Raw genomic sequence first — 25,221 nt, forward strand, 5'->3', positions numbered from 1 at the left:
GGTTCCACCTCTCTTTTTTTGAACCGATTGCCCCTGATGGCGGCTTGCCTGTGGGCGCTGATGCGACCCGTAGCGGCAGTTTTCTGTGGATTAAGCCCTGTGAATAACTGCCATTGAGGTCGGTTGATAAGCGGCCTTCAAAACTGAAGATAACCGCCTCTGTGGATAACAACCTCATTCATCCACAGGCTTACACCGGTTATCCAAGCCCCTCAATGCCACATGGCCACAGGGTTTTGAATCTCTGTACACGACGTAAATAAAGGCCTACAGAACGTTATCCACAGATAGGTGGGGCAGTAAGAATAAACATAAAAACAAAGATCTTATAAATTTCTTTCTTTTTTATTTTTTTAACCGCGAGTTCTCCACAGCTGGTTAAATTTTGTGCAAAGGGTTCTTTAGAAAGGATGAAGTCCCTATACTTGCCGACCTGGCTCGAAAAACGCCCAGGGCCAGACTCAAAACCTATTTCCGAATTACCTGAATAAAGCAGGCACGAGGTGCGTGGTGGATTTCCCTTCCCGTTTTGAAGTGATCGTCATCGGCGGCGGTCATGCCGGTACCGAGGCAGCACTTGCATCAGCACGCATGGGGGCAAAAACCCTGTTGCTGACGCATAACGTGGAAACCCTCGGCGCCATGAGTTGCAACCCTGCCATTGGTGGCATTGGCAAAAGCCACCTGGTCAAGGAGATCGATGCCCTTGGGGGCGCGATGGCCATGGCCACCGATAAGGGGGGGATCCAGTTTCGCGTATTGAACAGCCGCAAAGGCCCAGCCGTGCGCGCTACTCGCGCCCAGGCCGACCGCGTCCTGTACAAGGCCGCTGTCCGCGAAATCCTGGAGAACCAGCCGAACCTGTGGATATTTCAACAAGCGGCCGATGACCTGATCGTCGAGCAGGATCAGGTACGCGGTGTCGTGACGCAGATGGGCCTGCGTTTCTTCGCCGATTCCGTGGTGTTGACCACCGGGACCTTCCTCGGCGGACTTATCCACATTGGTTTGCAGAACTTTTCCGGCGGTCGCGCGGGTGATCCGCCGTCGATCGCTCTGGCCCACCGTTTGCGTGAGCTGCCATTGCGTGTCGGGCGCTTGAAAACCGGTACGCCACCGCGTATCGACGGTCGGTCTGTGGATTTCTCGGTGATGACCGAGCAGCCTGGCGATACGCCGATCCCGGTCATGTCGTTCATGGGCAACAAGGAACAGCATCCACGGCAAGTCAGTTGCTGGATCACCCACACCAATGCCCGCACCCATGAAATCATTGCGGCGAACCTCGATCGCTCGCCGATGTATTCCGCTGCCGGTGAAATCGAAGGTATCGGTCCACGTTACTGCCCGTCGATCGAAGACAAGATCCATCGCTTTGCCGACAAGGAAAGCCACCAGGTCTTCATCGAGCCAGAAGGCCTGACCACACACGAGCTGTATCCGAACGGGATCTCCACCTCCCTGCCGTTCGATGTGCAACTGCAGATCGTGCAATCGATTCGCGGCATGGAAAACGCCCACATCGTTCGCCCCGGCTACGCCATCGAATACGACTATTTCGACCCCCGTGACCTGAAGTACAGCCTGGAAACCAAAGTCATCGGCGGCCTGTTCTTCGCTGGGCAGATCAACGGCACCACCGGTTACGAAGAGGCCGGCGCCCAAGGGTTGTTGGCCGGTGCCAACGCGGCACTGCGTGCCCAGGGCAAAGACAGCTGGTGTCCGCGCCGCGATGAGGCCTACATCGGTGTGCTCGTGGACGACCTGATTACCCTGGGTACCCAGGAACCGTATCGGATGTTCACGTCCCGCGCCGAATATCGCCTGATCCTGCGGGAAGACAACGCCGACTTGCGCCTGACCGAGAAAGGCCGCGAGTTGGGTCTGGTGGATGACGTGCGCTGGGCCGCTTTCTGCACGAAACGCGAGCGTATCGAGCTGGAAGAGCAACGCCTGAAAAGCACCTGGGTTCGCCCCGGTACCGAGCAGGGCGATGCCATCGCGGCGAAATTTGGTACGCCGCTGACCCACGAATACAACCTGCTCAACCTTTTGAGCCGTCCGGAAATCGATTACGCCGGGCTGGTGGAAGTAACCGGCCAGGGCGCGGAAGATCCGCAGGTGGCCGAACAGGTCGAGATCAAGACCAAGTACGCCGGTTACATCGACCGCCAGCAGGATGAGATCGCCCGCCTGCGCGCCAGCGAAGACACCAAGCTGCCTGTGGATATCGATTACACCGGCATTTCCGGGTTGTCGAAAGAAATCCAGAGCAAGCTCGGTGCGACCCGTCCAGAGACCCTGGGCCAGGCCTCGCGCATTCCCGGTGTCACGCCAGCGGCGATTTCCCTGTTGATGATTCATTTGAAAAAACGCGGCGCGGGCCGCCAGTTGGAGCAAAGCGCTTGAGTTCGATGGTCACCTCGCAACACGCTGAAGAGTTATCCACAGGTGCCCGTGAACTCGGCGTCAGCCTGAGCGAAGCCCAGCATGCGCAATTGCTGGGTTATCTGGCGCTGTTGATCAAATGGAACAAGGCCTACAACCTGACCGCCGTGCGCGATCCTGATGAAATGGTCTCGCGGCATCTGCTCGATAGCCTCAGCGTCATGTCCTTCATCGAAAACGGTCGTTGGCTGGACGTTGGCAGTGGCGGTGGCATGCCGGGAATCCCGCTGGCGATCCTGTTTCCCGACTCGCAAGTGACCTGCCTGGACAGCAACGGCAAGAAAACCCGCTTCCTGACCCAGGTCAAACTCGAACTCAAACTGGATAACCTGCAAGTTATCCACAGCCGCGTCGAAGCGTTCCAGCCTGCCGAGCCGTTCAACGGGATCATTTCCCGGGCGTTCAGCAGCATGGAGAACTTCAGCAACTGGACTCGCCACCTGGGCGACGCCGATACGCGCTGGCTGGCAATGAAGGGCGTTCATCCGGCCGATGAGCTGGTAGCATTGCCGGCAGACTTCCACCTCGATAGCGAACACGCCTTGGCCGTACCCGGTTGCCAAGGCCAACGCCATCTGCTGATACTGCGCCGCACGGCATGATTGGGAACACAAGCAAGAATGGCTAAGGTATTCGCGATAGCGAACCAGAAAGGTGGTGTGGGCAAGACCACCACCTGCATCAACCTCGCAGCATCCCTGGTCGCGACCAAGCGCCGGGTGCTGTTGATCGATCTCGATCCACAGGGCAACGCCACCATGGGCAGCGGTGTGGATAAGCATGGCCTGGAAAACTCCATCTACGACGTCCTGATCGGCGAATGCGATCTGGGCCAGGCCATGCACTTCTCAGAACATGGCGGTTATCAACTGCTGCCGGCCAACCGTGACCTGACGGCGGCCGAAGTGGTGCTGCTGGAAATGCAGATGAAGGAAAGCCGTCTGCGCAGCGCCTTGGCGCCGATCCGGGAAAACTATGACTACATCCTGATCGACTGCCCGCCATCGCTGTCGATGCTGACCCTCAACGCCCTGGTGGCCGCCGATGGGGTCATTATCCCCATGCAGTGCGAGTACTTCGCGTTGGAGGGGTTGAGCGACCTTGTGGATAACATCAAGCGCATCGCCGAACTGTTGAACCCGGACCTGAAGGTCGAAGGCCTGTTGCGGACCATGTACGACCCGCGCCTGAGCCTGATGAACGATGTCTCGGCCCAGCTCAAGGAACACTTCGGCGAGCAGCTCTACGACACCGTCATCCCCCGTAACATCCGTCTGGCCGAAGCGCCGAGCTACGGCATGCCGGCCCTGGCCTACGACAAACAATCCCGTGGTGCGCTGGCTTACCTGGCCCTGGCGGGCGAAATGGTTCGTCGTCAGCGCCGCAACCCACGCACCGCTGCAGCCCAGCCAACTTAAGGAAACCCCATGGCCGTCAAGAAACGAGGTCTCGGACGTGGACTGGATGCACTGCTCAGCGGTCCGACTGTCAGTTCGCTGGAAGAACAGGCCGTACAGGCCGACCAGCGCGAGCTGCAGCATTTGCCCCTGGACCTGATCCAGCGTGGCAAATACCAGCCGCGTCGGGACATGGACCCGCAGGCGCTGGAAGAGCTGGCCCAATCGATCAAGAGCCAGGGCGTGATGCAGCCGATCGTGGTCCGGCCGATCGCCAATGGACGCTTCGAGATCATCGCCGGCGAACGTCGCTGGCGCGCCAGCCAGCAGGCCGGCCAGGAAACCATCCCGGCGATGGTCCGCGATGTGCCGGATGAAACGGCCATCGCCATGGCGCTGATCGAGAACATCCAGCGTGAAGACCTCAACCCGATCGAGGAAGCCGTGGCCCTGCAGCGCTTGCAGCAGGAATTCCAGCTGACCCAGCAACAGGTTGCCGAGGCGGTGGGCAAGTCCCGCGTGACCGTGGCCAATCTGCTGCGCCTGATTGCGTTGCCGGAAGTCATCAAGACCATGCTGTCCCATGGCGACCTGGAAATGGGTCATGCCCGGGCATTGCTCGGTTTGCCGGAAAATCAACAGGTTGAAGGGGCGCGACATGTTGTCGCACGCGGCCTCACCGTGCGCCAAACCGAGGCACTGGTTCGCCAGTGGCTCAGTGGCAAACCGGCACCTGTCGAGGCACCCAAGATCGATCCGGATATCGCCCGCCTCGAACAACGCCTGGCCGAGCGCCTGGGCTCTGCGGTGCAGATTCGCCACGGGAAGAAGGGCAAAGGCCAACTGGTGATCGGTTATAACTCCCTCGATGAGTTGCAAGGTGTCCTTGCACACATTCGCTGAAACAATTGCTCTTGTAGCGCGCAGTCGGAAATCACTACCTGACAGTTGAATAGGGGCAGAACCGCCCCTATACTCTGCGCGCATTTTGTCGGCACAAATTATGCCAAGTTATTGAATTATGGCGGCCGACTATTGGAGAGCAAAAGCGATGGAAACCCGCACGCCAAACCGCTTGCCGTTCCATCGTCTGGCAGTTTTCCCGGTTCTGATGGCTCAATTCACCGTCGTACTGATCGCCACATTGGCGCTCTGGCAATGGAAAGGAGTCGTCGCCGGATACTCAGGACTTTGCGGAGGCCTGATAGCCTTGCTTCCCAATATTTACTTTGCTCACAGGGCCTTTCGGTTTTCCGGCGCCCGAGCAGCCCAGGCTATCGTCCGGTCTTTTTATGCCGGCGAGGCGGGGAAACTGATTTTGACGGCAGTGCTGTTTGCACTGACGTTCGCAGGTGTGAAGCCATTGGCGCCGCTGGCTGTATTCGGCGTCTTCGTGCTGACCCAACTGGTCAGCTGGTTCGCTCCCCTGCTAATGAGAACAAGACTTTCGAGACCTTAGGGCGTTTGAGGCAACCATGGCAGAGACAACCGCTTCGGGCTATATCCAGCACCACTTGCAGAACCTGACCTTCGGTCAGCTACCCAACGGCGGCTGGGGCTTTGCCCACACCGCAGCAGAAGCCAAGGAAATGGGCTTCTGGGCTTTCCACGTCGATACCCTCGGCTGGTCGGTCGCACTGGGCCTGATTTTCGTTCTTCTTTTCCGCATGGCGGCGAAGAAGGCGACATCCGGTCAGCCAGGTGCACTGCAGAACTTCGTTGAAGTACTGGTCGAATTCGTCGATGGCAGCGTGAAAGACAGCTTCCATGGCCGCAGCCCGGTGATCGCACCGCTGGCACTGACCATCTTCGTCTGGGTGTTCCTGATGAACGCCGTCGACCTGGTACCGGTCGACTGGATTCCTCAGCTGGCCATCCTGATCTCCGGTGATCACCACATCCCCTTCCGCGCCGTGTCGACCACCGACCCGAACGCGACCCTGGGCATGGCGTTCTCGGTTTTCGCACTGATCATTTTCTATAGCATCAAGGTCAAGGGCATCGGCGGCTTCATCGGCGAACTGACCCTGCACCCGTTCGGCAGCAAGAACATCCTCGTTCAAGCCCTGCTGATTCCGGTGAACTTCCTGCTGGAATTCGTGACCCTGATCGCCAAGCCGATTTCTCTGGCACTGCGTCTGTTCGGCAACATGTATGCCGGCGAACTGGTGTTCATCCTGATCGCTGTGATGTTCGGCAGCGGCCTGCTGTGGCTCAGCGGCCTGGGTGTAGTTCTGCAGTGGGCGTGGGCTGTGTTCCACATCCTGATCATCACCCTGCAGGCGTTCATCTTCATGATGCTGACCATCGTCTACCTGTCGATGGCGCACGAAGAAAACCATTAAGGCCAGTCTCGACTAGTCTGATGTCCTTCCCGGTCAAACGGGAAGGAGCCCGAACCGGGCTGAGAAACGATTTGTTTTACCGCTTTAATCTAAAAAACCTAAACCATACGACGTAAAAGTCGGGAGGAAAGATGGAAACTGTAGTTGGTCTAACCGCTATCGCTGTTGCACTGTTGATCGGCCTGGGCGCACTGGGTACCGCAATTGGTTTCGGCCTGTTGGGCGGCAAGTTCCTGGAAGGCGCAGCGCGTCAGCCAGAAATGGTTCCAATGCTGCAAGTCAAAATGTTCATCGTGGCCGGTCTGCTCGACGCCGTGACCATGATCGGTGTTGGTATCGCGCTGTTCTTCACCTTTGCGAACCCGTTCGTTGGTCAAATCGCTGGCTAATTACTCGGATGTCTCGAGTAGATTGGTGTGATGGACAACGTAACTGCGAGGTGTTGGCGTGAACATTAATGCGACCCTGATTGGCCAGTCCGTTGCGTTCCTGATTTTTGTACTGTTCTGCATGAAGTTCGTATGGCCTCCGGTCATTGCGGCATTGCACGAACGTCAAAAGAAGATCGCTGATGGTCTGGACGCTGCCAGCCGTGCAGCTCGCGACCTGGAGTTGGCCCATGAGAAAGTGGGTCAGCAACTGCGCGAAGCGAAAGCTCAGGCAGCTGAAATCATCGAGCAAGCCAAGAAACGCGGTACCCAGATTGTTGACGAAGCCCGTGAACAGGCTCGCGTCGAAGCTGACCGTGTGAAGGCTCAGGCTCAAGCCGAGATCGAACAGGAACTCAACAGTGTCAAAGACGCGCTGCGTGCCCAAGTGGGTGCTCTGGCCGTTGGCGGTGCTTCGAAGATCCTGGGTGCCACAATCGATCAAAACGCGCACGCAGAGCTGGTAAACAAACTGGCTGCTGAAATCTAAGCGAGGGCGATCATGGCAGAACTGACCACGTTGGCCCGACCTTACGCTAAGGCGGCCTTCGAGCACGCTCAGGCCCACCAGCAACTGGCCAATTGGTCAGCCATGCTCGGCCTGGCAGCAGCGGTGTCGCAAGACGGCACCATGCAGCGCGTGCTCAAGGCCCCGCGACTGACGAGCGCAGAAAAGGCCGCCACGTTCATTGACGTGTGCGGCGACAAGTTCGATGCCAAGGCACAGAATTTCATTCACGTCGTTGCCGAAAACGACCGTCTCCCGCTTTTGCCGGAGATCGCCGCTCTTTTCGACCTGTACAAGGCCGAGCAAGAGAAATCGGTAGACGTGGAAGTCACCAGTGCTTTCGCATTGAACCAAGAACAGCAAGACAAACTCGCCAAGGTTCTCAGTGCACGACTCAACCGGGAAGTGCGCCTGCAAGTCGAGGAAGACAAGTCCCTGATTGGGGGCGTTGTCATCCGCGCCGGCGACCTGGTTATCGATGGCTCGATTCGCGGCAAAATCGCGAAACTTGCCGAAGCATTGAAATCTTGAGTTTGAAGGGGCAGCAGAGCAATGCAGCAACTCAATCCTTCCGAAATAAGTGAAATTATCAAGGGCCGCATCGACAAGCTCGATGTGACCTCCCAAGCCCGTAACGAAGGCACTGTCGTCAGCGTATCTGACGGCATCGTGCGGATTCACGGTCTGGCCGACGTCATGTACGGCGAGATGATCGAGTTTCCGGGCGGCGTCTACGGTATGGCCCTCAACCTGGAGCAAGACTCTGTAGGTGCCGTGGTATTGGGCGCGTACACGACGCTGGCTGAAGGCATGAGCGCCAAGTGCACCGGCCGCATCCTCGAAGTTCCGGTAGGTAAGGAACTGCTGGGTCGCGTTGTCGACGCACTGGGTAATCCTGTTGACGGTAAAGGTCCGCTGAACAACACCGAGACCGACGCGGTCGAGAAAGTTGCTCCAGGCGTGATCTGGCGTAAGTCGGTAGACCAGCCTGTTCAGACTGGCTACAAGGCTGTCGATGCCATGATCCCTGTCGGCCGTGGCCAGCGTGAGCTGATCATCGGCGACCGTCAGATCGGTAAGACCGCTCTGGCGATCGACGCGATCATCAACCAGAAAAACAGCGGCATCTTCTGCGTCTACGTGGCAATCGGTCAGAAGCAATCGACCATCGCCAACGTGGTTCGCAAGCTGGAAGAGAACGGTGCACTGGCTAACACCATCATCGTTGCCGCCAGTGCTTCCGAATCGGCCGCACTGCAGTTCCTGGCACCGTACTCCGGTTGCACCATGGGCGAATACTTCCGCGACCGCGGTGAAGACGCGCTGATCGTTTATGACGATCTGTCCAAGCAAGCAGTGGCCTACCGCCAGATTTCCCTGCTGCTGCGCCGTCCACCAGGCCGTGAAGCCTACCCAGGCGACGTGTTCTATCTCCACTCCCGTCTGCTGGAGCGCGCATCCCGCGTTTCGGAAGAGTACGTAGAGAAGTTCACCAACGGCGCAGTGACTGGCAAGACCGGTTCCCTGACCGCTCTGCCGATCATCGAAACCCAGGCTGGCGACGTTTCCGCGTTCGTTCCGACCAACGTGATTTCCATCACCGACGGTCAGATCTTCCTGGAATCGGCCATGTTCAACTCGGGCATCCGTCCTGCTGTGAACGCCGGTGTTTCGGTATCCCGTGTGGGTGGTGCCGCTCAGACCAAGATCATCAAGAAGCTGTCCGGTGGTATCCGTACCGCCCTGGCCCAGTACCGTGAACTGGCGGCATTCGCCCAGTTCGCTTCTGACCTGGACGAAGCGACCCGTAAGCAACTTGAGCATGGTCAGCGCGTTACCGAGCTGATGAAGCAGAAGCAATACGCACCAATGTCGATCGCTGACATGGCGCTGTCGCTGTATGCCGCTGAGCGTGGGTTCCTGACTGACATTGAAATCGCCAAGATCGGCAGCTTCGAACAAGCGCTGATCGCTTTCTTCAACCGCGATCACGCCGATTTGATGGCCAAGATCAACGTTAAAGGTGACTTCAATGACGAAATCGACGCTGGCCTCAAGGCCGGTATCGAGAAGTTCAAGGCCACCCAAACCTGGTAAGCCGCAGCGGGAGCCGCAAGGCTCCCGCTTGCTAACCTGATAGGTGTTACATGGCAGGCGCAAAAGAGATTCGCAGTAAGATTGCGAGCATCAAAAGCACGCAAAAGATTACCAGCGCCATGGAAAAAGTGGCGGTCAGCAAAATGCGCAAGGCACAAATGCGCATGGCTGCTAGCCGTCCTTATGCGGAGCGCATCCGCCAGGTGATTGGTCATCTGGCCAACGCCAACCCGGAATACCGCCACCCGTTCATGATCGAACGCGCCGTCAAGCGCGTCGGTTACGTTGTGGTGAGCAGTGACCGTGGTCTGTGCGGTGGCTTGAACACCAACCTGTTCAAGGCCCTGGTCAAGGACATGGCGGTAAACCGCGAACAAGGCGTCGAGATCGATCTGTGCGTGGTCGGTAGCAAGGGTGCGGCTTTCTTCCGCAACTTCGGCGGTAACGTCGTCGCTGCTATCAGCCACCTGGGTGAAGAACCGTCGATCAACGACCTGATCGGCAGCGTCAAGGTGATGCTGGATGCTTACCTGGAAGGCCGGATCGACCGCCTGTCCGTGGTATCCAACAAGTTCATCAACACCATGACGCAACAGCCGACCGTGGAGCAGTTGATTCCACTGGTGGCGACCCCGGAACAGGAACTCAAGCACCACTGGGACTATCTCTACGAACCGGATGCCAAGGAGCTGCTTGACGGCTTGATGGTCCGCTACGTGGAGTCGCAGGTCTACCAGGCGGTGGTCGAGAACAACGCAGCTGAACAAGCGGCGCGGATGATCGCGATGAAGAACGCTACCGACAACGCCGGTGATTTGATCAGCGATTTGCAGCTGATCTACAACAAGGCGCGTCAGGCTGCGATCACCCAAGAGATCTCGGAAATCGTCGGCGGCGCTGCCGCGGTTTAACGGTTCAAATATTCAGAGGATCCAGCTATGAGTAGCGGACGTATCGTTCAAATCATCGGCGCCGTTATCGACGTGGAATTCCCACGCGACAGCGTACCGAGCATCTACGACGCCTTGAAGGTTCAAGGCGCCGAAACCACCCTGGAAGTTCAGCAGCAGCTGGGCGACGGCGTGGTTCGTACCATTGCGATGGGCTCCACCGAGGGCTTGAAGCGCGGTCTGGACGTCAACAACACTGGCGCAGCCATCTCCGTACCGGTCGGTAAAGCGACCCTGGGCCGGATCATGGACGTACTGGGCAATCCGATCGACGAAGCTGGCCCGATCGACACCGAAGAGCGCTGGGGCATTCACCGTCCTGCGCCAACCTTCGCTGAACAGGCTGGTGGCAACGAGCTGCTGGAAACCGGCATCAAGGTTATCGACCTGGTTTGCCCGTTCGCCAAGGGCGGTAAAGTCGGTCTGTTCGGTGGTGCCGGTGTAGGCAAGACCGTAAACATGATGGAACTGATCCGTAACATCGCCATCGAGCACAGCGGTTATTCCGTGTTCGCCGGTGTGGGTGAGCGTACTCGTGAGGGTAACGACTTCTACCACGAGATGAAGGATTCCAACGTTCTGGACAAAGTGGCACTGGTCTACGGCCAGATGAACGAGCCGCCGGGAAACCGTCTGCGCGTAGCCCTGACCGGCCTGACCATGGCCGAGAAGTTCCGTGACGAAGGTAACGACGTTCTGCTGTTCGTCGACAACATCTACCGTTACACCCTGGCCGGTACCGAAGTATCCGCACTGCTGGGCCGTATGCCTTCGGCAGTAGGTTACCAGCCGACCCTGGCTGAAGAGATGGGCGTGCTGCAAGAGCGCATCACTTCCACCAAGCAAGGCTCGATCACCTCGATCCAAGCGGTATACGTACCAGCGGACGACTTGACCGACCCGTCGCCAGCGACCACCTTCGCCCACTTGGACGCCACCGTCGTTCTGTCCCGTGACATCGCTTCCCTGGGTATCTACCCAGCGGTAGACCCACTGGACTCGACTTCGCGCCAACTGGACCCGAACGTGATCGGCCAGGAGCACTACGACACCGCTCGCGGCGTTCAGTACGTGCTGCAGCGTTACAAGGAACTGAAGGACATCATTGCGATCCTGGGTATGGATGAGCTGTCGGAAGCCGACAAGCAGTTGGTAAACCGTGCTCGTAAGATCCAGCGCTTCTTGTCGCAGCCGTTCTTCGTGGCTGAAGTCTTCACCGGTGCCTCGGGTAAATACGTTTCCCTGAAAGACACCATTGCTGGCTTCAAAGGCATCCTCAACGGTGACTACGACCACCTGCCAGAACAAGCGTTCTACATGGTCGGCGGCATCGAAGAAGCGATCGAGAAAGCCAAGAAACTGTAATCCCGGCGCCCGGTAACGGGCGCTAATTTAGGTTGAGGCAATCAGATGGCTATGACAGTCCATTGCGATATCGTCAGTGCGGAAGGGGAAATCTTCTCCGGTCTGGTCGAGTTTGTGGTTGCGCACGGTGAGCTGGGTGATCTTGGTATCGCCCTGGGTCACGCACCGCTGATCACCAGCTTGAAGCCAGGTCCGATTACTCTGACCAAGCAGGGCGGGGAAAGGGAGGTGTTCTACATCTCCGGTGGTTTCCTCGAGGTTCAGCCGAACATGGTCAAGGTTCTTGCCGACACCGTGCAACGTGCTGCCGACCTGGACGAAGCCTCCGCTCAGGAAGCCGTCAAGGCTGCCGAGAAGGCTCTGAACGAAAAAGGCGCAGACTTCGACTACGGTTCTGCTGCCGCACGTCTGGCCGAGGCCGCAGCCCAGCTGCGTACCGTCCAGCAGATCCGCAAGAAGTTCGGCGGCTAAGCCGTCTGCTTTCTGTGCGATTGATTAAAAAGGGTAGCCTCGGCTACCCTTTTTTCTTTTCCCCACATTCATTACCTGGTCGCAGCCGCTGACCACCCAGGATTGGTAGCCAGTCATGTCTCTTGAAATCGTTATCCTCGCGGCCGGCCAAGGCACCCGCATGCGTTCGGCGTTGCCCAAGGTCTTGCACCCGGTCGCCGGCAATTCCATGCTCGGTCATGTTATCCACAGTGCCCGGCAACTTGATCCACAGCGCATTCACGTGGTCATCGGCCACGGTGCCGATGCGGTACGTGAACGCCTGGCGGCGGATGACCTGAATTTCGTTCTGCAGGACAAACAACTGGGCACCGGCCATGCCGTGGCCCAGGCCGTGCCGTTCATCACGGCCAATACGGTGTTGATTCTCTACGGCGACGTGCCGCTGATCGAAGTCGAGACCTTGCAGCGCCTGCTCAAGCACGTCGCCCCACAGCAGTTGGGCCTGCTGACCGTGGAGCTGGATGACCCCACTGGTTACGGCCGCATTGTGCGCAACGCCGACGGCCAGGTGACGGCGATTGTCGAGCAAAAGGACGCCAACGAGGCACAGCGCGCGATCACCGAGGGCAACACCGGAATTCTTGCCGTGCCGGCCGAGCGCCTGGGCGACTGGATGAGTCGTCTGTCGAACAACAATGCCCAGGGTGAGTACTACCTGACCGATGTGATTGCCATGGCCGTTGCCGATGGGCTGGTGGTCGCCACCGAGCAGCCGCTGGACGCCATGGAAGTGCAGGGCGCCAACGATCGCCGGCAACTGGCGGAGCTGGAGCGCCACTATCAATTGCGCGCCGCCCGCCGCCTGATGGCCCAAGGCGTGACCCTGCGCGATCCGTCCCGTTTCGACGTGCGCGGTGAAGTCAGCGTGGGTCGCGACGTGGTCATCGATATCAACGTCATCCTCGAAGGTAAGGTCGTCATCGAAGACGACGTGGTCATCGGCCCGAACTGCGTGATCAAGGACAGCACCCTGCGCAAAGGCGTGGTGATCAAGGCCAACAGCCATCTCGATGGCGCGGTCATGGGCGAAGGCAGCGATGCCGGCCCGTTTGCGCGGTTGCGTCCAGGCTCCGTGCTGGAAGCCCGTGCCCATGTGGGTAACTTCGTCGAACTCAAGAACGCTCATTTGGGCGAAGACGCCAAGGCCGGCCACCTGACCTACCTGGGTGACGCTGAAGTCGGCGCCCGCACCAACATTGGCGCCGGCACCATCACCTGCAACTACGATGGCGCCAACAAGTGGAAAACCGTAATGGGTGACGATGTCTTCATCGGCTCCAACAACTCCTTGGTGGCGCCTGTGGATATCTCCAGCGGTGCGACCACGGCGGCCGGTTCGACCCTGACCCAGAATGTGGATAACGGCCAATTGGCGGTGGCGCGCGCGCGCCAACGCAACATCGACGGCTGGAAGCGGCCGGAAAAAATCAAGAAGCCCTAAGTTATCCACAACCCCTGTGGGAGCGGGCTTGCTCGCGATAGCGGTGTATCAGGTAAAGCTGTATTGCCTGGTCTGACCCCTTCGCGAGCAAGCTCGCTCCCACAGTGATGAGAGGATTTCTGAATTTTTCTCCGGGCGCCTTGACGATATCGCCGCAATAGGTTTTGATTGCTTACGTTATCTTTCGAATCGAAACTTAAGCCGCCATGTCGAAACGCAATACGCCACAGCGCCGTCACAACATCCTTGCTTTGCTCCAAGAGCAGGGCGAGGTCAGTGTGGATGAGCTGGCCAAGCGCTTCGAAACCTCGGAGGTTACGATTCGCAAGGACCTCGCCGCCCTGGAAACCAATGGCCTGCTGCTGCGTCGCTACGGTGGCGCGGTGCCGATGCCGCAGGAGTTGGTGGCCGATAACGGGCAAACCGTCTCCAAGTACAAACTCGCCATTGCCCGGGCCGCCGTGAAGCGGATCCGCGAACACGCGCGGATCATCATCGACAGCGGCAGCACCACCGCCGCCATGATCCCCCAACTCGGCCAGCAGCCGGGCCTGGTGGTGATGACCAATTCCCTGCACGTCGCCAATGCCTTGAGCGAACTGGAGCACGAGCCGGTGCTGTTGATGACCGGCGGCACCTGGGACCCTCACTCCGAGTCGTTCCAGGGCCAGGTGGCCGAGCAGGTTCTGCGTTCCTACGACTTCGACCAGTTGTTCATCGGCGCCGACGGCATCGATCTGGTTCGAGGTACCACCACCTTCAACGAACTACTGGGCTTGAGCCGCGTGATGGCTGAGGTCGCCCGGGAAGTGATCGTGATGGTGGAGGCCGACAAGATCGGCCGCAAGATCCCCAACCTGGAGCTGCCGTGGAGCAGCGTCCATACCCTCATTACCGATGATCGCCTGCCCGTAGAGGCCCGCGATCAGATTCAGGCCCGCGGCATCACCGTGATCTGCGCGCCTGTCAGCCAGGAGAAATAGCATGTGTGGAATTGTCGGCGCCGTTGCTGAACGCAACATCACAGCAATCTTGCTCGAAGGCCTCAAGCGCCTGGAATACCGCGGCTACGACAGCGCCGGTGTGGCGGTGTTCACCCACGACGAGAAGCTCGAGCGCATGCGTCGTCCGGGCAAGGTCAGCGAACTGGAGCAGGCGTTGGACGCCGAGCCGCTGCTCGGTCGCCTCGGTATCGCCCACACCCGTTGGGCCACCCATGGCGCGCCGTGCGAGCGTAACGCTCACCCGCATTTCTCCGGCGATCTGGCGGTGGTGCACAACGGCATCATCGAAAACCACGAAGCCCTGCGTGAACAGCTCAAGGCGCTCGGTTATGTGTTCACTTCGGACACCGACACTGAAGTCATCGCCCATCTGCTCAACCACAAGCTCAAGGACCTGGTGGATCTGACCGTGGCCCTCAAGGCCACCGTCAAGGAGCTGCACGGCGCCTATGGCCTGGCGGTCATCAGCGCGAAACAACCTGATCGCCTGATCGCGGCCCGCAGCGGTAGCCCTTTGGTGATCGGCCTGGGCCTGGGGGAAAACTTCCTGGCTTCCGATCAGTTGGCGCTGCGTCAGGTCACCGACCGCTTCATGTACCTGGAAGAAGGCGATATCGCCGAGATTCGCCGCGACAGCGTGCAAATCTGGGACATCGACGGCAAAGCCGTGGAGCGCGAGACCGTTCAATACCGCGACGGTGCCGAAGCCGCCGACAAGGGCGAGTTCCGCCACTTCATGCTCAAGGAAATCCACGAACAACCGGCCGTGGTGCAGCGCACCCTGGAAGGCCGCATGAGCCAGCACCAAGTGCTGGTCCAGGCGTTCGGCCCACAGGCCGCCGAACTGTTCGCCAAGGTGCGTAACGTGCAAATCGTTGCCTGCGGCACCAGTTATCACGCCGGGATGGTCGCCCGTTACTGGCTCGAAGAACTGGCCGGTATTCCGTGCCAGGTCGAAGTGGCCAGTGAGTTCCGCTATCGCAAGGTGGTGGTGCAGCCGGACACCTTGTTCGTCACCATTTCCCAGTCCGGGGAAACCGCCGACACCCTCGCGGCCCTGCGCAATGCCAAGGAGCTGGGTTTCCTCGCCAGCCTGGCGATCTGTAACGTTGGTATCAGCTCGCTGGTGCGCGAGTCCGACCTGACCCTGCTGACCCAGGCCGGCCGTGAGATCGGCGTGGCATCGACCAAGGCGTTCACCACGCAACTGGTGGGCCTGCTGCTGCTGACCCTGTCCCTGGGCCAGGTCCGCGGCACGCTGGGCGAGGGCGTCGAGGCCAAACTGGTGGAAGAACTGCGCCGCCTGCCGGCCCGCCTGGGCGAAGCCCTGGCCATGGACAGCACGGTGGAAAAAATCGCCGAACTGTTCGCCGAGAAGAACCACACCCTGTTCCTCGGGCGTGGCGCGCAATTCCCGGTGGCGATGGAAGGGGCCTTGAAGCTCAAGGAAATCTCCTACATCCACGCCGAGGCCTACCCGGCCGGTGAACTCAAGCACGGCCCGCTGGCGCTTGTGGATAACGACATGCCGGTGGTCACCGTGGCGCCGAACAACGAGCTGCTGGAAAAGCTCAAGTCCAACCTGCAGGAAGTGCGCGCCCGCGGCGGCCAGTTGATTGTCTTTGCAGACGAGCAAGCCGGCATGACCAACGGTGAAGGCACCCACGTGGTGCACATGCCGCACATCCACGACATCCTGTCGCCGATCCTCTACACCATCCCGCTGCAGCTGCTGTCGTACTACGTCGCGGTGCTCAAGGGGACGGATGTAGACCAGCCGCGGAATTTGGCGAAGTCTGTGACGGTGGAGTGAGTCGTCTACCAAGAGCGAGGTGCACACCGGCGATCAGAAGTTCCTGCGTGGTGCCGATGTGTACCCGCAGGCATCGACCAGAGCCAGATCGGCTGCCCCTCGCGTAGACGGGCCAGCGCCTGGCGGATACCGCCATCAAGTTGCTGCATGATTACCCCTGCTCATACCGCACAGCTTCATGGCGTATCATTGCCTCAGCACTCTCCGCCACAGGATCCCCATGGCCACTCCCAATTCCGGGTTGCGCAGCCAACAAGCCGAAGAAACCCGCGCACGCATCCTCAAGGCCGCCACCAAAGTATTCAGCCAGGACGGCTACTCGGGCGGGCGCATCGAGAAAATCTCGCGGTTGGCGAAATCCAACGACCGCATGATTTATTACTACTTCAAGAGCAAGGAGCAGTTGTTCATCCGCGTGCTGGAAGGCATCTACGCCGACTTCAACGAAGCCGAGAGCCGCCAGCGCTTCGACCTCGAACAGCCGATCGCGGCGGTGCAGCAACTGCTTGGGTTCGTGTGGGACTACTACGGGCGCCATCCCGAATTCATCAGCATCCTCAACAGCGAAAACCTGTACAAAGGCAAGCACTCGCGCAAATCGCCCCACCTTTTGGTGCTGTCAGGCGCGGCGCTCAATACCCTGGCGCCGATCATCCAGGCGGGGCAAGCGAAGGGGGTGTTTCGGGCCGACGTGGACGTGCTCCATACTTACCTGCTGATTGCCTCGCTGTGCTACTTCTACAACTCCAACCTGCACACCCTGGGTGCCTTCCTGGGTGTCGATCTGGACAGCAAAAGCGCCCGCGACCGCTGGCTGGACTACGCCCGCGACCAAGTACTGCGCGGGCTGGCCGTTGGCTGACAGGGCTCAGTGGCTGCCAGGGTTGGCACGCAGCCACGCGACCTGCTTGGCCAGGGGCGGCCATGGCGCCTTGTCGGCGGCGAAGTTGCTGCGCAGGTAGGCCACCAAATCACTGACTTGGGTGTTCGAGAGGCTGTCCTTGAAGGCCGGCATATAGCCCAGCTCGCTGACCGCGGGGTTGCCGATGCCGTGCAGAATGACCTTGATCAGGTTGTCGGGGCGTTCGCTGTGCACGTTGGTATTGGTGGCCATGGACGGGCTCACACCGAACAGCTCGGGCCCGCCGTCCAAAGCGCTGTGGCAACCGGCGCAAGCGCCTTCGAACACCCGTCGGCCATTGGCCAGGTTGGCCGTACTCGGTGCGCTGGCAACTGCCTGCTGCGCTTGGGCGGCGGGCTTACCTTCGAGGGTGCCGAGGTAATGGGCGATCGCCCGCAGGTCATCGTCCGGCAAGGTCGACAACTCGCTGACCACCGGCCCCATGGGCCCGGCCGCCACGCCGTGCTCGGCGCTGAAACCGGTGCGCATGTAGGTGAACAGCTGGTCTTCGGTCCAGGGCGTAGGCGCCTTGGACAGGCCGGTCAGTGCCGGCGCCTCCCAGCCATCAACCATCGCCCCGGAAAGAAACTTCGCCCCGCCCTGTTCCGCGCCCATCAAGTTGCGCGGCGAGTGGCAGGCAGCGCAGTGGCCGAGGCCGTTGACCAGATAATTTCCGCGGTTCCACTGGGCGCTGCGGGTCGGGTCGTCCTGGTATTCACCCTGCTTGAGGAACAGCGTGTTCCAACCCGCCATCAGCGCCCGCACATTGAACGGGAAGCGCATCTGGTTGGCCGGTGGCGTGCTCGGTACTGCCGGTTGCGACATCAGGTAGGCGTACAGCGCCTGCATGTCGGCTTCCTTGATGTTGCGAAAGGCCGTGTAGGGAAATGCCGGGTACAGATGCCGGCCATCGCGGCTGATGCCCTTGCGCATGGCGCGGTCGAAGGCGGCGAAGGACCAGTTGCCGATGCCAGTCTGCCCGTCAGGTGTGATGTTGCTGCTGTACAAGGTGCCGAACGGCGTGTCCATGGCCAGGCCGCCGGCGTTGGTCGCGCCATCGCGGGCGGTGTGGCACACGGCGCAATCCCCGGCGGCGGCCAGTTGCCGGCCGCGCTCGAGAGTGGCGGTGCTCCAGGTACCGGCCGGCGGCGGCGTGACCGCGGCGATTTCCGCGCGCCACGGCATGGCGCTGATGCCCAGGCCCAGGGCCGTACCGAACAGCCCGGCCAGGCCGCCGAACAGCCATTTGCGCTTCTTGCTTTTCACCGGTGCGGCATAAGGCAGCCCGAGTGGGTCTTGAGGCTCGGCGGCCTTGAGCGCGGCCAGCACCCGCTCGGCGGTGATCGGCAGTTCACGAAAGCGGATGCCGGTGGCGTCGAACACGGCGTTGGCGATGGCCGCCGCGCTCGGCACCGAGGCCGATTCCCCGGCGCCCAGCGGCGGCTCGTTCTGGCGCGGCATCATCAGTACATCGACTTCGGGCACCTGCGGGAAAGTCAGGATCGGATAGCCACCCCATTCCTTGCTGGCCACCCGCGATTCTTCGAAGGTCACCTGTTCCTTGAGCACGCGGCTGGTGGACTGCATCACATTGCCGTGAATCTGGTGCTGTACCCCGGCCGGGTTGACCATCATGCCGGCGTCATGGCCGACCACCACGCGGGTCACAGCGACTTCGCCGGTGTGCTTGTCGATGGCCACGTCGGCGACCCAGGCGGCCCAGGCGGCGCCGAAACCGGGGAATTTGCTGTGGATGTAGCGCGCATAGGCGAAGCCGCGGCCACGCAGCACGCCATCTTCGCTGGGCGTTTGCCCAGGCTGGGTGTGCGGTGACCATTGCGCGCGCTCGGCAGTGGCACGCACCAGTTCGGCGGCGCGTTCGTCGGGCAGGTAGCGCAGGCGGTATTCCACCGGGTCGATGCCGGCTTCGTAAGCCAGTTCGTCGATATAGGATTCATGTGCGAATACATTGGGCAGCGCTGATACGCCGCGCAGCCAGGAGGCGCGCACGATGGGCGCCATGTCTTCGATGCTCACCCGCAACTCGGGGTAGCTGTAATGGGGCACAGCGGTGCGGTCGCCCATCTCGTAGGCCACTGGCACCGGCTCGACGCGGCCGGTAAGCAGTAGCGCCAGGGTGGGCGCGCCGTTGGACGGGTAGCGGGTGCGAAAGTCATACACGGCCAGGTCGCCGGCAGCATCGATGCCGCCGTCGACGTCCATCAGTTGCGCAGTGCCTTTCGGTTCCCAGGCGTGCTCTTGCTCGCGAGTCAGTTGCACGCGCACCGGTTTGCCGACCGCGCGGGACAGCAGCACGGCATCGGCGCACACGTCGTCGGCGCAGTTGCGCCCATAGCAGCCGGCGGCTTCCATGCGGATGATCTCGATGCTGGTTTCATCGCACTCCAGCAGCCAGGCGAGGTCGGCGCGCAGGGCATGGGGGTTCTGTGTGCCGGACCAGATGCGGGTGGCCTGCGGTTGATAGTCGGCCACCGCGCAGGCCGGGCCGATGGAGCCGTGCAATTGATAGGGCCACAGGTAGCGGCGGGTCAGCCGCGTCGCGGCACTGGCCAATGCCGCATCGACGCCGCCAGTGTCGTGCACGACCCGTTCAATGGACGGGTTGTCGCGCAGCGCCTGTTCGATATTGTCGAGGTTTGGTAAATGCTGCTGCCAGGGCCGCCATTGCACCTTGAGCTCGCGGGCGGCTTTGATCGCTTGTTCTTCACGCTCGGCGACCACGCCGATGAAGTCGCCGATCACCACCACGCGGACGATGCCGGGAAGATGGGCGATGGAGCTTTCATCCACGGCGATCAAGCTGGTGCCGACGAACACACCGGTATCGTAGCCGTCATAAGGCGGACGTACGACCCGCCCGTGGAGCATGTCGGGCACGCGCATGTCTTGCACGAACGTCAGATCGCCGGTGGCCTTGGCCGGAATGTCGACGCGCGCCGAACTTTGCCCCACCAGTTTGTAATCGTCCAGCGGTTTCAGGGGCGCAGTGCCGCTGATGCTCAGCTCGATGTGCTGGCCCTGGATCAATTCGGCGAAACTCAGCGCCTGGCCATCGCGGCCATGTACCACACCGGCCTCGATGCGCAGGTCATCGCTGCCACAACGTTTGGCGGCGGCGGCCAGTAACCAGCGACGAGCTTCGGCGGCGGCATTGCGCAGCGGTATCGCAGAGATCTGCAAGGTCGCGCTGGCAATGGTTGCGCCCTGGTTCGGCGTGCGGGCGGTATCGCCCAGTACCACACGCAGTTGGTCCATGCGCAGGTCGAGTTCTTCGGCGACGATCTGCCCCAGAGAGGTCTGGATGCCGGTGCCCAGGTCGACGTGGCCGTTGAAGGCGTAGTATTCGCCGTTGTCGCACAGGGCGATGAACAACCCCAGTTCCTTGGGCTTGACGACTGGAGTCTTGCCCTTGGGCACCAGGCCGGGCGGTGGCTGGATCCGGTCGACCACCAGCAGTACGCCCTCGCGCGCCAGCAGTTCGGCCTGGGTGGGAACGGGTCGGTCAGTCATTGCAGTGGCCCTCACGGTATAGCTGGGCGGCGCGCCGCACCGCAGCAAGGATTTCCAGGTGCGTACCGCAACGGCACAGGTTCGCCGACAGTGCGCGGCGGATCTGTTCTTCGCTAGGGTCGGGGTTGCGGTCGAGCAAGGCCTTGGCGGTCATGATCATGCCGTTCAGGCAATACCCGCACTGGGCCGCCTGGGCATCGATAAAGGCTTGCTGCACCGGGTGCGGGTGGTGACGGTCACCGAGGCCTTCGAGGGTGGTGACGTTACGATTCGCCACCCCGCTCAAGGGCAGCACACAGGAGCGCGCAGCCTTTGCGTCGACGATCACCGTGCACGCCCCGCATTCGCCCAGGCCGCAGCCGAACTTGGGGCCATTGAGGTGCAGGTCGTTGCGCAGCACCAATAGCAAGGGCGTGTCGGCCATGGCGCTGCAAGTCACCGGCTGGCCGTTGACGGTGCAGTTGACGCTAATCGTGGAGGTGGGCGAAAGAGGTTTGTTCATGCCGCTCTCTATTTCGTGTAGTGCTTACTACATCAAAAGGCAAGAACGGTGCCAATTGCCTGCTGGCGCGCGGAGCCTCGCGCCAGGTGTGGCAAAGCGGGTGAGTCAGGCCGGATCGTCGATCATTTTGCGCAGCAGGAACAGCATTGCCACCCGCTCGCCGGGATTGAGGTTGCTCAGGGTCAGTTCGCTGATCTGCAGGGCGCAGGGCTCGGTCTGCTCTACCGCCACGCGCCCGGCTTCGGACAGGTGCACGATTACCTTGCGCCGGTCTTTGGCGTCGTGGCCCAGCTCGACCAGTTCTCGAGCCTTGAGGCGCTCGACGATGCCGCGGATGGTGGCCTGGTCGACGGCGGTCAGCGCCACCAGCTCGGTCAGCGAGCTGGGGCCGTTGTCGCGCACGGCGCACAGGGTAATGAACTGCACCGCCGTGAGCTGCGACTCGCCAACGTTCTGCTGGAAGATCGCCATATGGCGCTGGTAAGCCTTGCGCAGCAAGTGCCCCACCTGTTCGGTGAAAGCGTAGGAAGAATCGGGGGAGCTCATGGGCAGGACGGGTCCGCAGCAGCTGAAAAATACATACGATAACTCAAAGTTCACCACCGCCGCGCGCCCGGACCTTGCGTCACGGGCGCCAGCGATGTGGGTCAACGGGCGATGGAGGCGGCCGGGGCGACTACGTCACCCGCCAGTACCACGGCCTGGTCATCCAGGTAGATATCGCAGTTGCGCAATGGGATGTCCATATGGCACGGCGTCTTGCGCTTGCCGCCCACCTCGGTGTTGGGGCCGGTGGAGAACAGGAAGTTGCCGTAGAACGCGCGGGCGTCCATGCACATGCCGTCGTTCTTGTCGTGCAGGCCCATGGCGGTCCACTGCGCGCGAGGCTGCAGGCCCCAGCCGATATGGGAGATGCCGTACACCTCGGGGTCGTTGAAGTACTTCATGTACTCGCGCAGGTACTCGGCCTCGAAACCGCCGTGGATGCGGGTGATAAAGCCCTTGTCGATCTCCAGGGTGATGCGCTCGCGGCAGTAGGTCTTGAACGGCAGCAAGATATCGCCCACGTCCAATACCAGCGTGCCTTCGGCGGTTTCCTCGTTCGGCCAAGTGAACAGAAAGCCACTGGGCCAGTGGTCCCAGCGGCCCGGGGCGTCGGCGTAACCGTATTCGGTCACGGCCGGGTATTGGCCCAGCGCGGCGCGAAATTCGCTGCCGGCGCGGGAACGTACGGTCATGGTGCGGGCCTGCTTTAGCACCGCTTCGGCGGCCATCACGCGGGCTTTGTCGGCCTCGGTGGGCAGCATTCGCGCCAGTACTTCCGGGGGCTCCACGGCCAGCAGCATGCGCGTGCCGGTCTTGAGAATCTGCTCCTGCTCGGGCGAGTGCAGCAGCATCATGGTGTCGATGATCAGGTCGGCTGCCTCCAGCGCGCGCTGGGCCGCGAGGTTGCCGGTGAGCGCGGTGTCGCCGCAGTAGGCCGTCATGTCATTACCCATGGCCACCGGCGCGTTGAAGGCCGGCAGCTCTACGGCGTAGACCTTGGCGCCCAGGCGCTGGGCGGCCTCCATTGCCGCGCGCACGGTGCGCGGGTTGGAGTAATGGGCCTTGAGAATGGCCACACTCTGGGTGGTATCCACTTTCGAAAGCTTGAGCACGTGCTCGAACATCTGGGTCAGTTCACCGTCGCTGACAGCCATTGCCTCTCTCCTTCGCTGAATTTGGAACTATGCACCGCGATGGCGCGCAGCGCTTCTTGATGGTGCGCATTTGTAATGTATGCACTGTATATTTGCAAGCGCTTACACTGTTCAGGCGGCTCAGCAAAGGACGGGCCAATTACTTTAAGTTGCAGCAGTCCTATATTTTATTGGCTATATTGGCGGTTATTCACTAGGTGTCGTTTTTGAAATTTTTTTAGACAGGCTCTTCACAGGAAAAATAAATAGTGCATACACTGTAAATGCGTTCCGGTCCCGCGCTTTGAGATCGGTCATCGAGGAGACACGACCCATGGGGGCAACACAACGAATCGCCATCGTCGGCGCTGGTCTGGGTGGCGTGGCAGCCGCCGCTTCGCTGCAACAGGCTGGCTTCGAAGTCGATATCTACGAACAGGCGCCGCAATTCTCGCGCTTGGGCGCCGGGATCCACATGGGCCCTAATGTGCTGAAGATTTTCCGCCGCCAAGGTATCGAGAAGCAGGTCGAAGCCATGGGCTCGCACCCGGACTTCTGGCTAAGCCGCGACCAGGATGGCGAATACATGTCGCGCATCCCGCTGGGCGATTTCGCCCGCAAGGAATACGGCGCGGCCTACATCACCGTGCACCGCGGCGACCTACATGCCCTGCAGATGACCGCCATCAAGCCCGGCTCGGTGCACTTCAACAAACACCTGGCCAGCCTCGATGAAAGCGGCAGCGACGTGCTGCTGAAATTCGCCGACGGCACCCAGGCCCGCGCCGACATCGTGATCGGCGCCGACGGCATCAACTCCCGGGTCCGCGAGCACCTGCTAGGTGCCGAAGCACCCACCTACAGCGGTTGGGTTGGCCACCGCGCGCTGATCCCGGCGCACAAGCTGGCCAAGTACGATTTCAATTTCGAAGACTGCGTGAAGTGGTGGTCGGGCGACCGCCACCTGATGGTCTACTACACCACCGCCAAGCGCGACGAGTACTACTTCGTCAGCGGTGTGCCCCAGGCCGAATGGGAAGGGGGCAATGCCAGCTTCGTCGACTGCAGCCGCGAGGCCATGTTCGACGCCTTCAAGGGCTACCACCCGAGCGTGCAGGCGCTGATCGAGAACGCCGAGAGCATCACCAAGTGGCCACTGCTCAACCGCCAGCCATTGCCGGTTTGGAGCAGGGGCCGCATGGTGCTGCTGGGCGACGCTTGCCACCCGATGAAACCGCACATGGCCCAGGGCGCTGCCATGGCCATCGAAGACGGCGCCATGCTCTCCCGCTGCCTGATGGAAACCGGCCTCAACGACTACGCCACTGGTTTTCGCCTGTACGAGGCCAACCGCAAGGAGCGCGCCTCCCGCGTGCAGGCGGTGTCCAACGCCAACACCTGGCTGCGTACCCAGGAAGACCCATCGTGGGTATTCGGTTACGAGTTGTTCGACCATCCGCTGAAATCGGAGAACGCGGCGTGAGCAGATTTCTCTACGGTGCCAACGTGCAGGCCAACGGTATCCGCCAGCACTACCTGCGCTATGGCGGCAAGGGGCAGCCGCTGTTGCTGATTCCGGGTATCACCAGCCCGGCTATCACCTGGGGGTTCGTGGCCGAGCGCCTGGCCGAGCACTTCGACACCTATGTTCTCGACGCCCGCGGCCGCGGCCTGTCTTCCACCGGGCCCAACCTGGACTACGGCACCGACGCCTGCGCCGATGACATCGTCGCCTTCGCCCAGGCCCTGGGGCTCAGGGATTGTCTGCTGGTGGGCCACTCCATGGGCGCGCGCTTCATTCTGCGCGCCGCCACCCGCCACCCCGACGCGCCCTTCAGCCGGCTCGCGCTGATCGACCCGCCGGTCTCCGGCCCCGGCCGCCGCGAGTACCCGGGCAAGCTGCCGTGGTACGTCGACTCGATCCGCCAGGCCGAAGACGGCATGAACGCCGACGACATGCTCGTGTTCTGCCCGACCTGGACCCAAGAGCAACGAGCCCTGCGTGCCGAATGGCTGCACACCTGTTATGCGCCGGCAATCCTCAAGGCGTATTCCGATTTCCACGAGGTGGATATCCATCAGGACTTTCCCCGCAACCACTTGCCCACCTTGCTGATGATCGCTGGCAAGGGCGGCGTGATCGGTGCCGAAGACGAAGCCGAGATTCGCGGTCTGCAGCCGTCGATTCAGACCGTGCACGTGAAAGACGCCGGACACATGATTCCCTGGGACGACTTCGAAGGCTTCTTCGCCGCCTTCGGCACCTTCCTTGGCCGCCCCCTCAGCTGATTCCGGAGAC

Annotated in this window: 23 protein-coding genes; 19 read left to right on the forward strand and 4 right to left on the reverse strand. The window is 60.9% G+C overall.

The genetic code is table 11. The annotated features are described in order from the left end of the window. The first annotated feature begins 510 nt into the window (after nucleotides 1–510). The 17 genes from mnmG (at nucleotide 511) to BM317_RS07885 (ending at nucleotide 17,171) form a co-directional block, all read left to right on the forward strand. On the forward strand, nucleotides 511–2,409 hold the full coding sequence (mnmG, locus tag BM317_RS07805) for a tRNA uridine-5-carboxymethylaminomethyl(34) synthesis enzyme MnmG (protein WP_092167969.1): 1,899 nt from the start codon (nucleotides 511–513) through the stop codon (nucleotides 2,407–2,409). Nucleotides 2,410–2,414: 5 nt separating this feature from the next. Beyond that, the gene (rsmG, locus tag BM317_RS07810) at nucleotides 2,415–3,050 is read left to right on the forward strand and encodes a 16S rRNA (guanine(527)-N(7))-methyltransferase RsmG (RefSeq protein WP_170842301.1); all 636 of its coding nucleotides are present in this window, start codon (nucleotides 2,415–2,417) and stop codon (nucleotides 3,048–3,050) included. Nucleotides 3,051–3,068: 18 nt separating this feature from the next. Beyond that, entirely contained in the window at nucleotides 3,069–3,866 is a 798-nt protein-coding gene (locus BM317_RS07815) for a ParA family protein (protein ID WP_003207100.1), read from the forward strand. Nucleotides 3,867–3,875: 9 nt separating this feature from the next. Then, nucleotides 3,876–4,748, forward strand: a complete 873-nt coding sequence (locus tag BM317_RS07820) for a ParB/RepB/Spo0J family partition protein (protein ID WP_060739912.1) — start codon at nucleotides 3,876–3,878, stop codon at nucleotides 4,746–4,748. A 148-nt stretch (nucleotides 4,749–4,896) separates the two neighbouring features. Then, the gene (locus tag BM317_RS07825) at nucleotides 4,897–5,304 is read left to right on the forward strand and encodes a F0F1 ATP synthase subunit I (protein WP_053126821.1); all 408 of its coding nucleotides are present in this window, start codon (nucleotides 4,897–4,899) and stop codon (nucleotides 5,302–5,304) included. A 16-nt stretch (nucleotides 5,305–5,320) separates the two neighbouring features. Further along, complete coding sequence (gene atpB / locus BM317_RS07830) at nucleotides 5,321–6,190, forward strand: F0F1 ATP synthase subunit A (RefSeq protein WP_003207096.1); 870 nt, start codon at nucleotides 5,321–5,323, stop codon at nucleotides 6,188–6,190. Between the two features lie 131 nt (nucleotides 6,191–6,321). Beyond that, nucleotides 6,322–6,579 (forward strand): F0F1 ATP synthase subunit C, encoded by a 258-nt coding sequence (gene atpE / locus BM317_RS07835; RefSeq protein WP_003097235.1) that lies wholly within the window; start codon nucleotides 6,322–6,324, stop codon nucleotides 6,577–6,579. A gap of 58 nt (nucleotides 6,580–6,637) precedes the next feature. After that, entirely contained in the window at nucleotides 6,638–7,108 is a 471-nt protein-coding gene (locus BM317_RS07840) for a F0F1 ATP synthase subunit B (RefSeq protein WP_047230097.1), read from the forward strand. A 12-nt stretch (nucleotides 7,109–7,120) separates the two neighbouring features. Next, complete coding sequence (locus BM317_RS07845) at nucleotides 7,121–7,657, forward strand: F0F1 ATP synthase subunit delta (protein WP_060739913.1); 537 nt, start codon at nucleotides 7,121–7,123, stop codon at nucleotides 7,655–7,657. A gap of 21 nt (nucleotides 7,658–7,678) precedes the next feature. Continuing rightward, nucleotides 7,679–9,223, forward strand: a complete 1,545-nt coding sequence (atpA, locus tag BM317_RS07850; RefSeq protein ID WP_053126819.1) for a F0F1 ATP synthase subunit alpha — start codon at nucleotides 7,679–7,681, stop codon at nucleotides 9,221–9,223. Between the two features lie 50 nt (nucleotides 9,224–9,273). Then, nucleotides 9,274–10,134: a F0F1 ATP synthase subunit gamma gene (gene atpG, locus BM317_RS07855; protein WP_072343713.1), complete on the forward strand. Its 861-nt coding sequence runs from the start codon at nucleotides 9,274–9,276 to the stop codon at nucleotides 10,132–10,134. A gap of 27 nt (nucleotides 10,135–10,161) precedes the next feature. Then, entirely contained in the window at nucleotides 10,162–11,538 is a 1,377-nt protein-coding gene (gene atpD, locus BM317_RS07860) for a F0F1 ATP synthase subunit beta (protein ID WP_003187186.1), read from the forward strand. Nucleotides 11,539–11,583: 45 nt separating this feature from the next. After that, complete coding sequence (locus tag BM317_RS07865) at nucleotides 11,584–12,009, forward strand: F0F1 ATP synthase subunit epsilon (protein WP_072407653.1); 426 nt, start codon at nucleotides 11,584–11,586, stop codon at nucleotides 12,007–12,009. A gap of 115 nt (nucleotides 12,010–12,124) precedes the next feature. Further along, entirely contained in the window at nucleotides 12,125–13,492 is a 1,368-nt protein-coding gene (glmU, locus tag BM317_RS07870; protein WP_092473813.1) for a bifunctional UDP-N-acetylglucosamine diphosphorylase/glucosamine-1-phosphate N-acetyltransferase GlmU, read from the forward strand. Between the two features lie 206 nt (nucleotides 13,493–13,698). Beyond that, a complete protein-coding gene (locus tag BM317_RS07875; RefSeq protein ID WP_060739917.1) occupies nucleotides 13,699–14,475 on the forward strand; it encodes a DeoR/GlpR family DNA-binding transcription regulator in 777 nt (258 codons plus the stop codon). 1 nt (nucleotide 14,476) lies between these two features. Then, nucleotides 14,477–16,309, forward strand: a complete 1,833-nt coding sequence (gene glmS / locus BM317_RS07880; RefSeq protein ID WP_092473815.1) for a glutamine--fructose-6-phosphate transaminase (isomerizing) — start codon at nucleotides 14,477–14,479, stop codon at nucleotides 16,307–16,309. A gap of 220 nt (nucleotides 16,310–16,529) precedes the next feature. Beyond that, nucleotides 16,530–17,171 (forward strand): TetR/AcrR family transcriptional regulator, encoded by a 642-nt coding sequence (locus BM317_RS07885; protein ID WP_092473817.1) that lies wholly within the window; start codon nucleotides 16,530–16,532, stop codon nucleotides 17,169–17,171. A gap of 6 nt (nucleotides 17,172–17,177) precedes the next feature. On the opposite strand, the gene BM317_RS07890 is transcribed toward BM317_RS07885, so the two are convergent. From BM317_RS07890 to BM317_RS07905, 4 genes are all read right to left on the reverse strand, one after another. Then, nucleotides 17,178–20,741 (reverse strand): molybdopterin cofactor-binding domain-containing protein, encoded by a 3,564-nt coding sequence (locus BM317_RS07890; protein WP_092473819.1) that lies wholly within the window; start codon nucleotides 20,739–20,741, stop codon nucleotides 17,178–17,180. Continuing rightward, nucleotides 20,734–21,243 (reverse strand): (2Fe-2S)-binding protein, encoded by a 510-nt coding sequence (locus BM317_RS07895; RefSeq protein ID WP_092168110.1) that lies wholly within the window; start codon nucleotides 21,241–21,243, stop codon nucleotides 20,734–20,736. The genes BM317_RS07890 and BM317_RS07895 overlap by 8 nt, the downstream gene beginning before the upstream one ends. A 105-nt stretch (nucleotides 21,244–21,348) precedes the next feature. Beyond that, nucleotides 21,349–21,789: a MarR family winged helix-turn-helix transcriptional regulator gene (locus tag BM317_RS07900; RefSeq protein WP_092168114.1), complete on the reverse strand. Its 441-nt coding sequence runs from the start codon at nucleotides 21,787–21,789 to the stop codon at nucleotides 21,349–21,351. A 101-nt stretch (nucleotides 21,790–21,890) separates the two neighbouring features. After that, nucleotides 21,891–22,943 (reverse strand): 2,5-dihydroxypyridine 5,6-dioxygenase, encoded by a 1,053-nt coding sequence (locus tag BM317_RS07905; protein ID WP_092473821.1) that lies wholly within the window; start codon nucleotides 22,941–22,943, stop codon nucleotides 21,891–21,893. 313 nt (nucleotides 22,944–23,256) lie between these two features. Here BM317_RS07905 and BM317_RS07910 point away from each other — a divergent pair, with 313 nt between their 5' ends. Further along, the gene (locus tag BM317_RS07910; RefSeq protein WP_092473823.1) at nucleotides 23,257–24,405 is read left to right on the forward strand and encodes an FAD-dependent monooxygenase; all 1,149 of its coding nucleotides are present in this window, start codon (nucleotides 23,257–23,259) and stop codon (nucleotides 24,403–24,405) included. After that, nucleotides 24,402–25,211 carry an alpha/beta fold hydrolase gene (locus BM317_RS07915; RefSeq protein WP_092168125.1) on the forward strand — a complete coding sequence of 270 codons (810 nt, stop codon included), beginning with the start codon at nucleotides 24,402–24,404 and terminating at the stop codon, nucleotides 25,209–25,211. The genes BM317_RS07910 and BM317_RS07915 overlap by 4 nt, the downstream gene beginning before the upstream one ends. Nucleotides 25,212–25,221: the final 10 nt, after the last annotated feature.

It is taken from the genome of Pseudomonas sp. NFACC24-1, from assembly GCF_900115235.1.
Classification (GTDB): Bacteria; Pseudomonadota; Gammaproteobacteria; order Pseudomonadales; family Pseudomonadaceae; genus Aquipseudomonas; species Aquipseudomonas fluorescens_AA.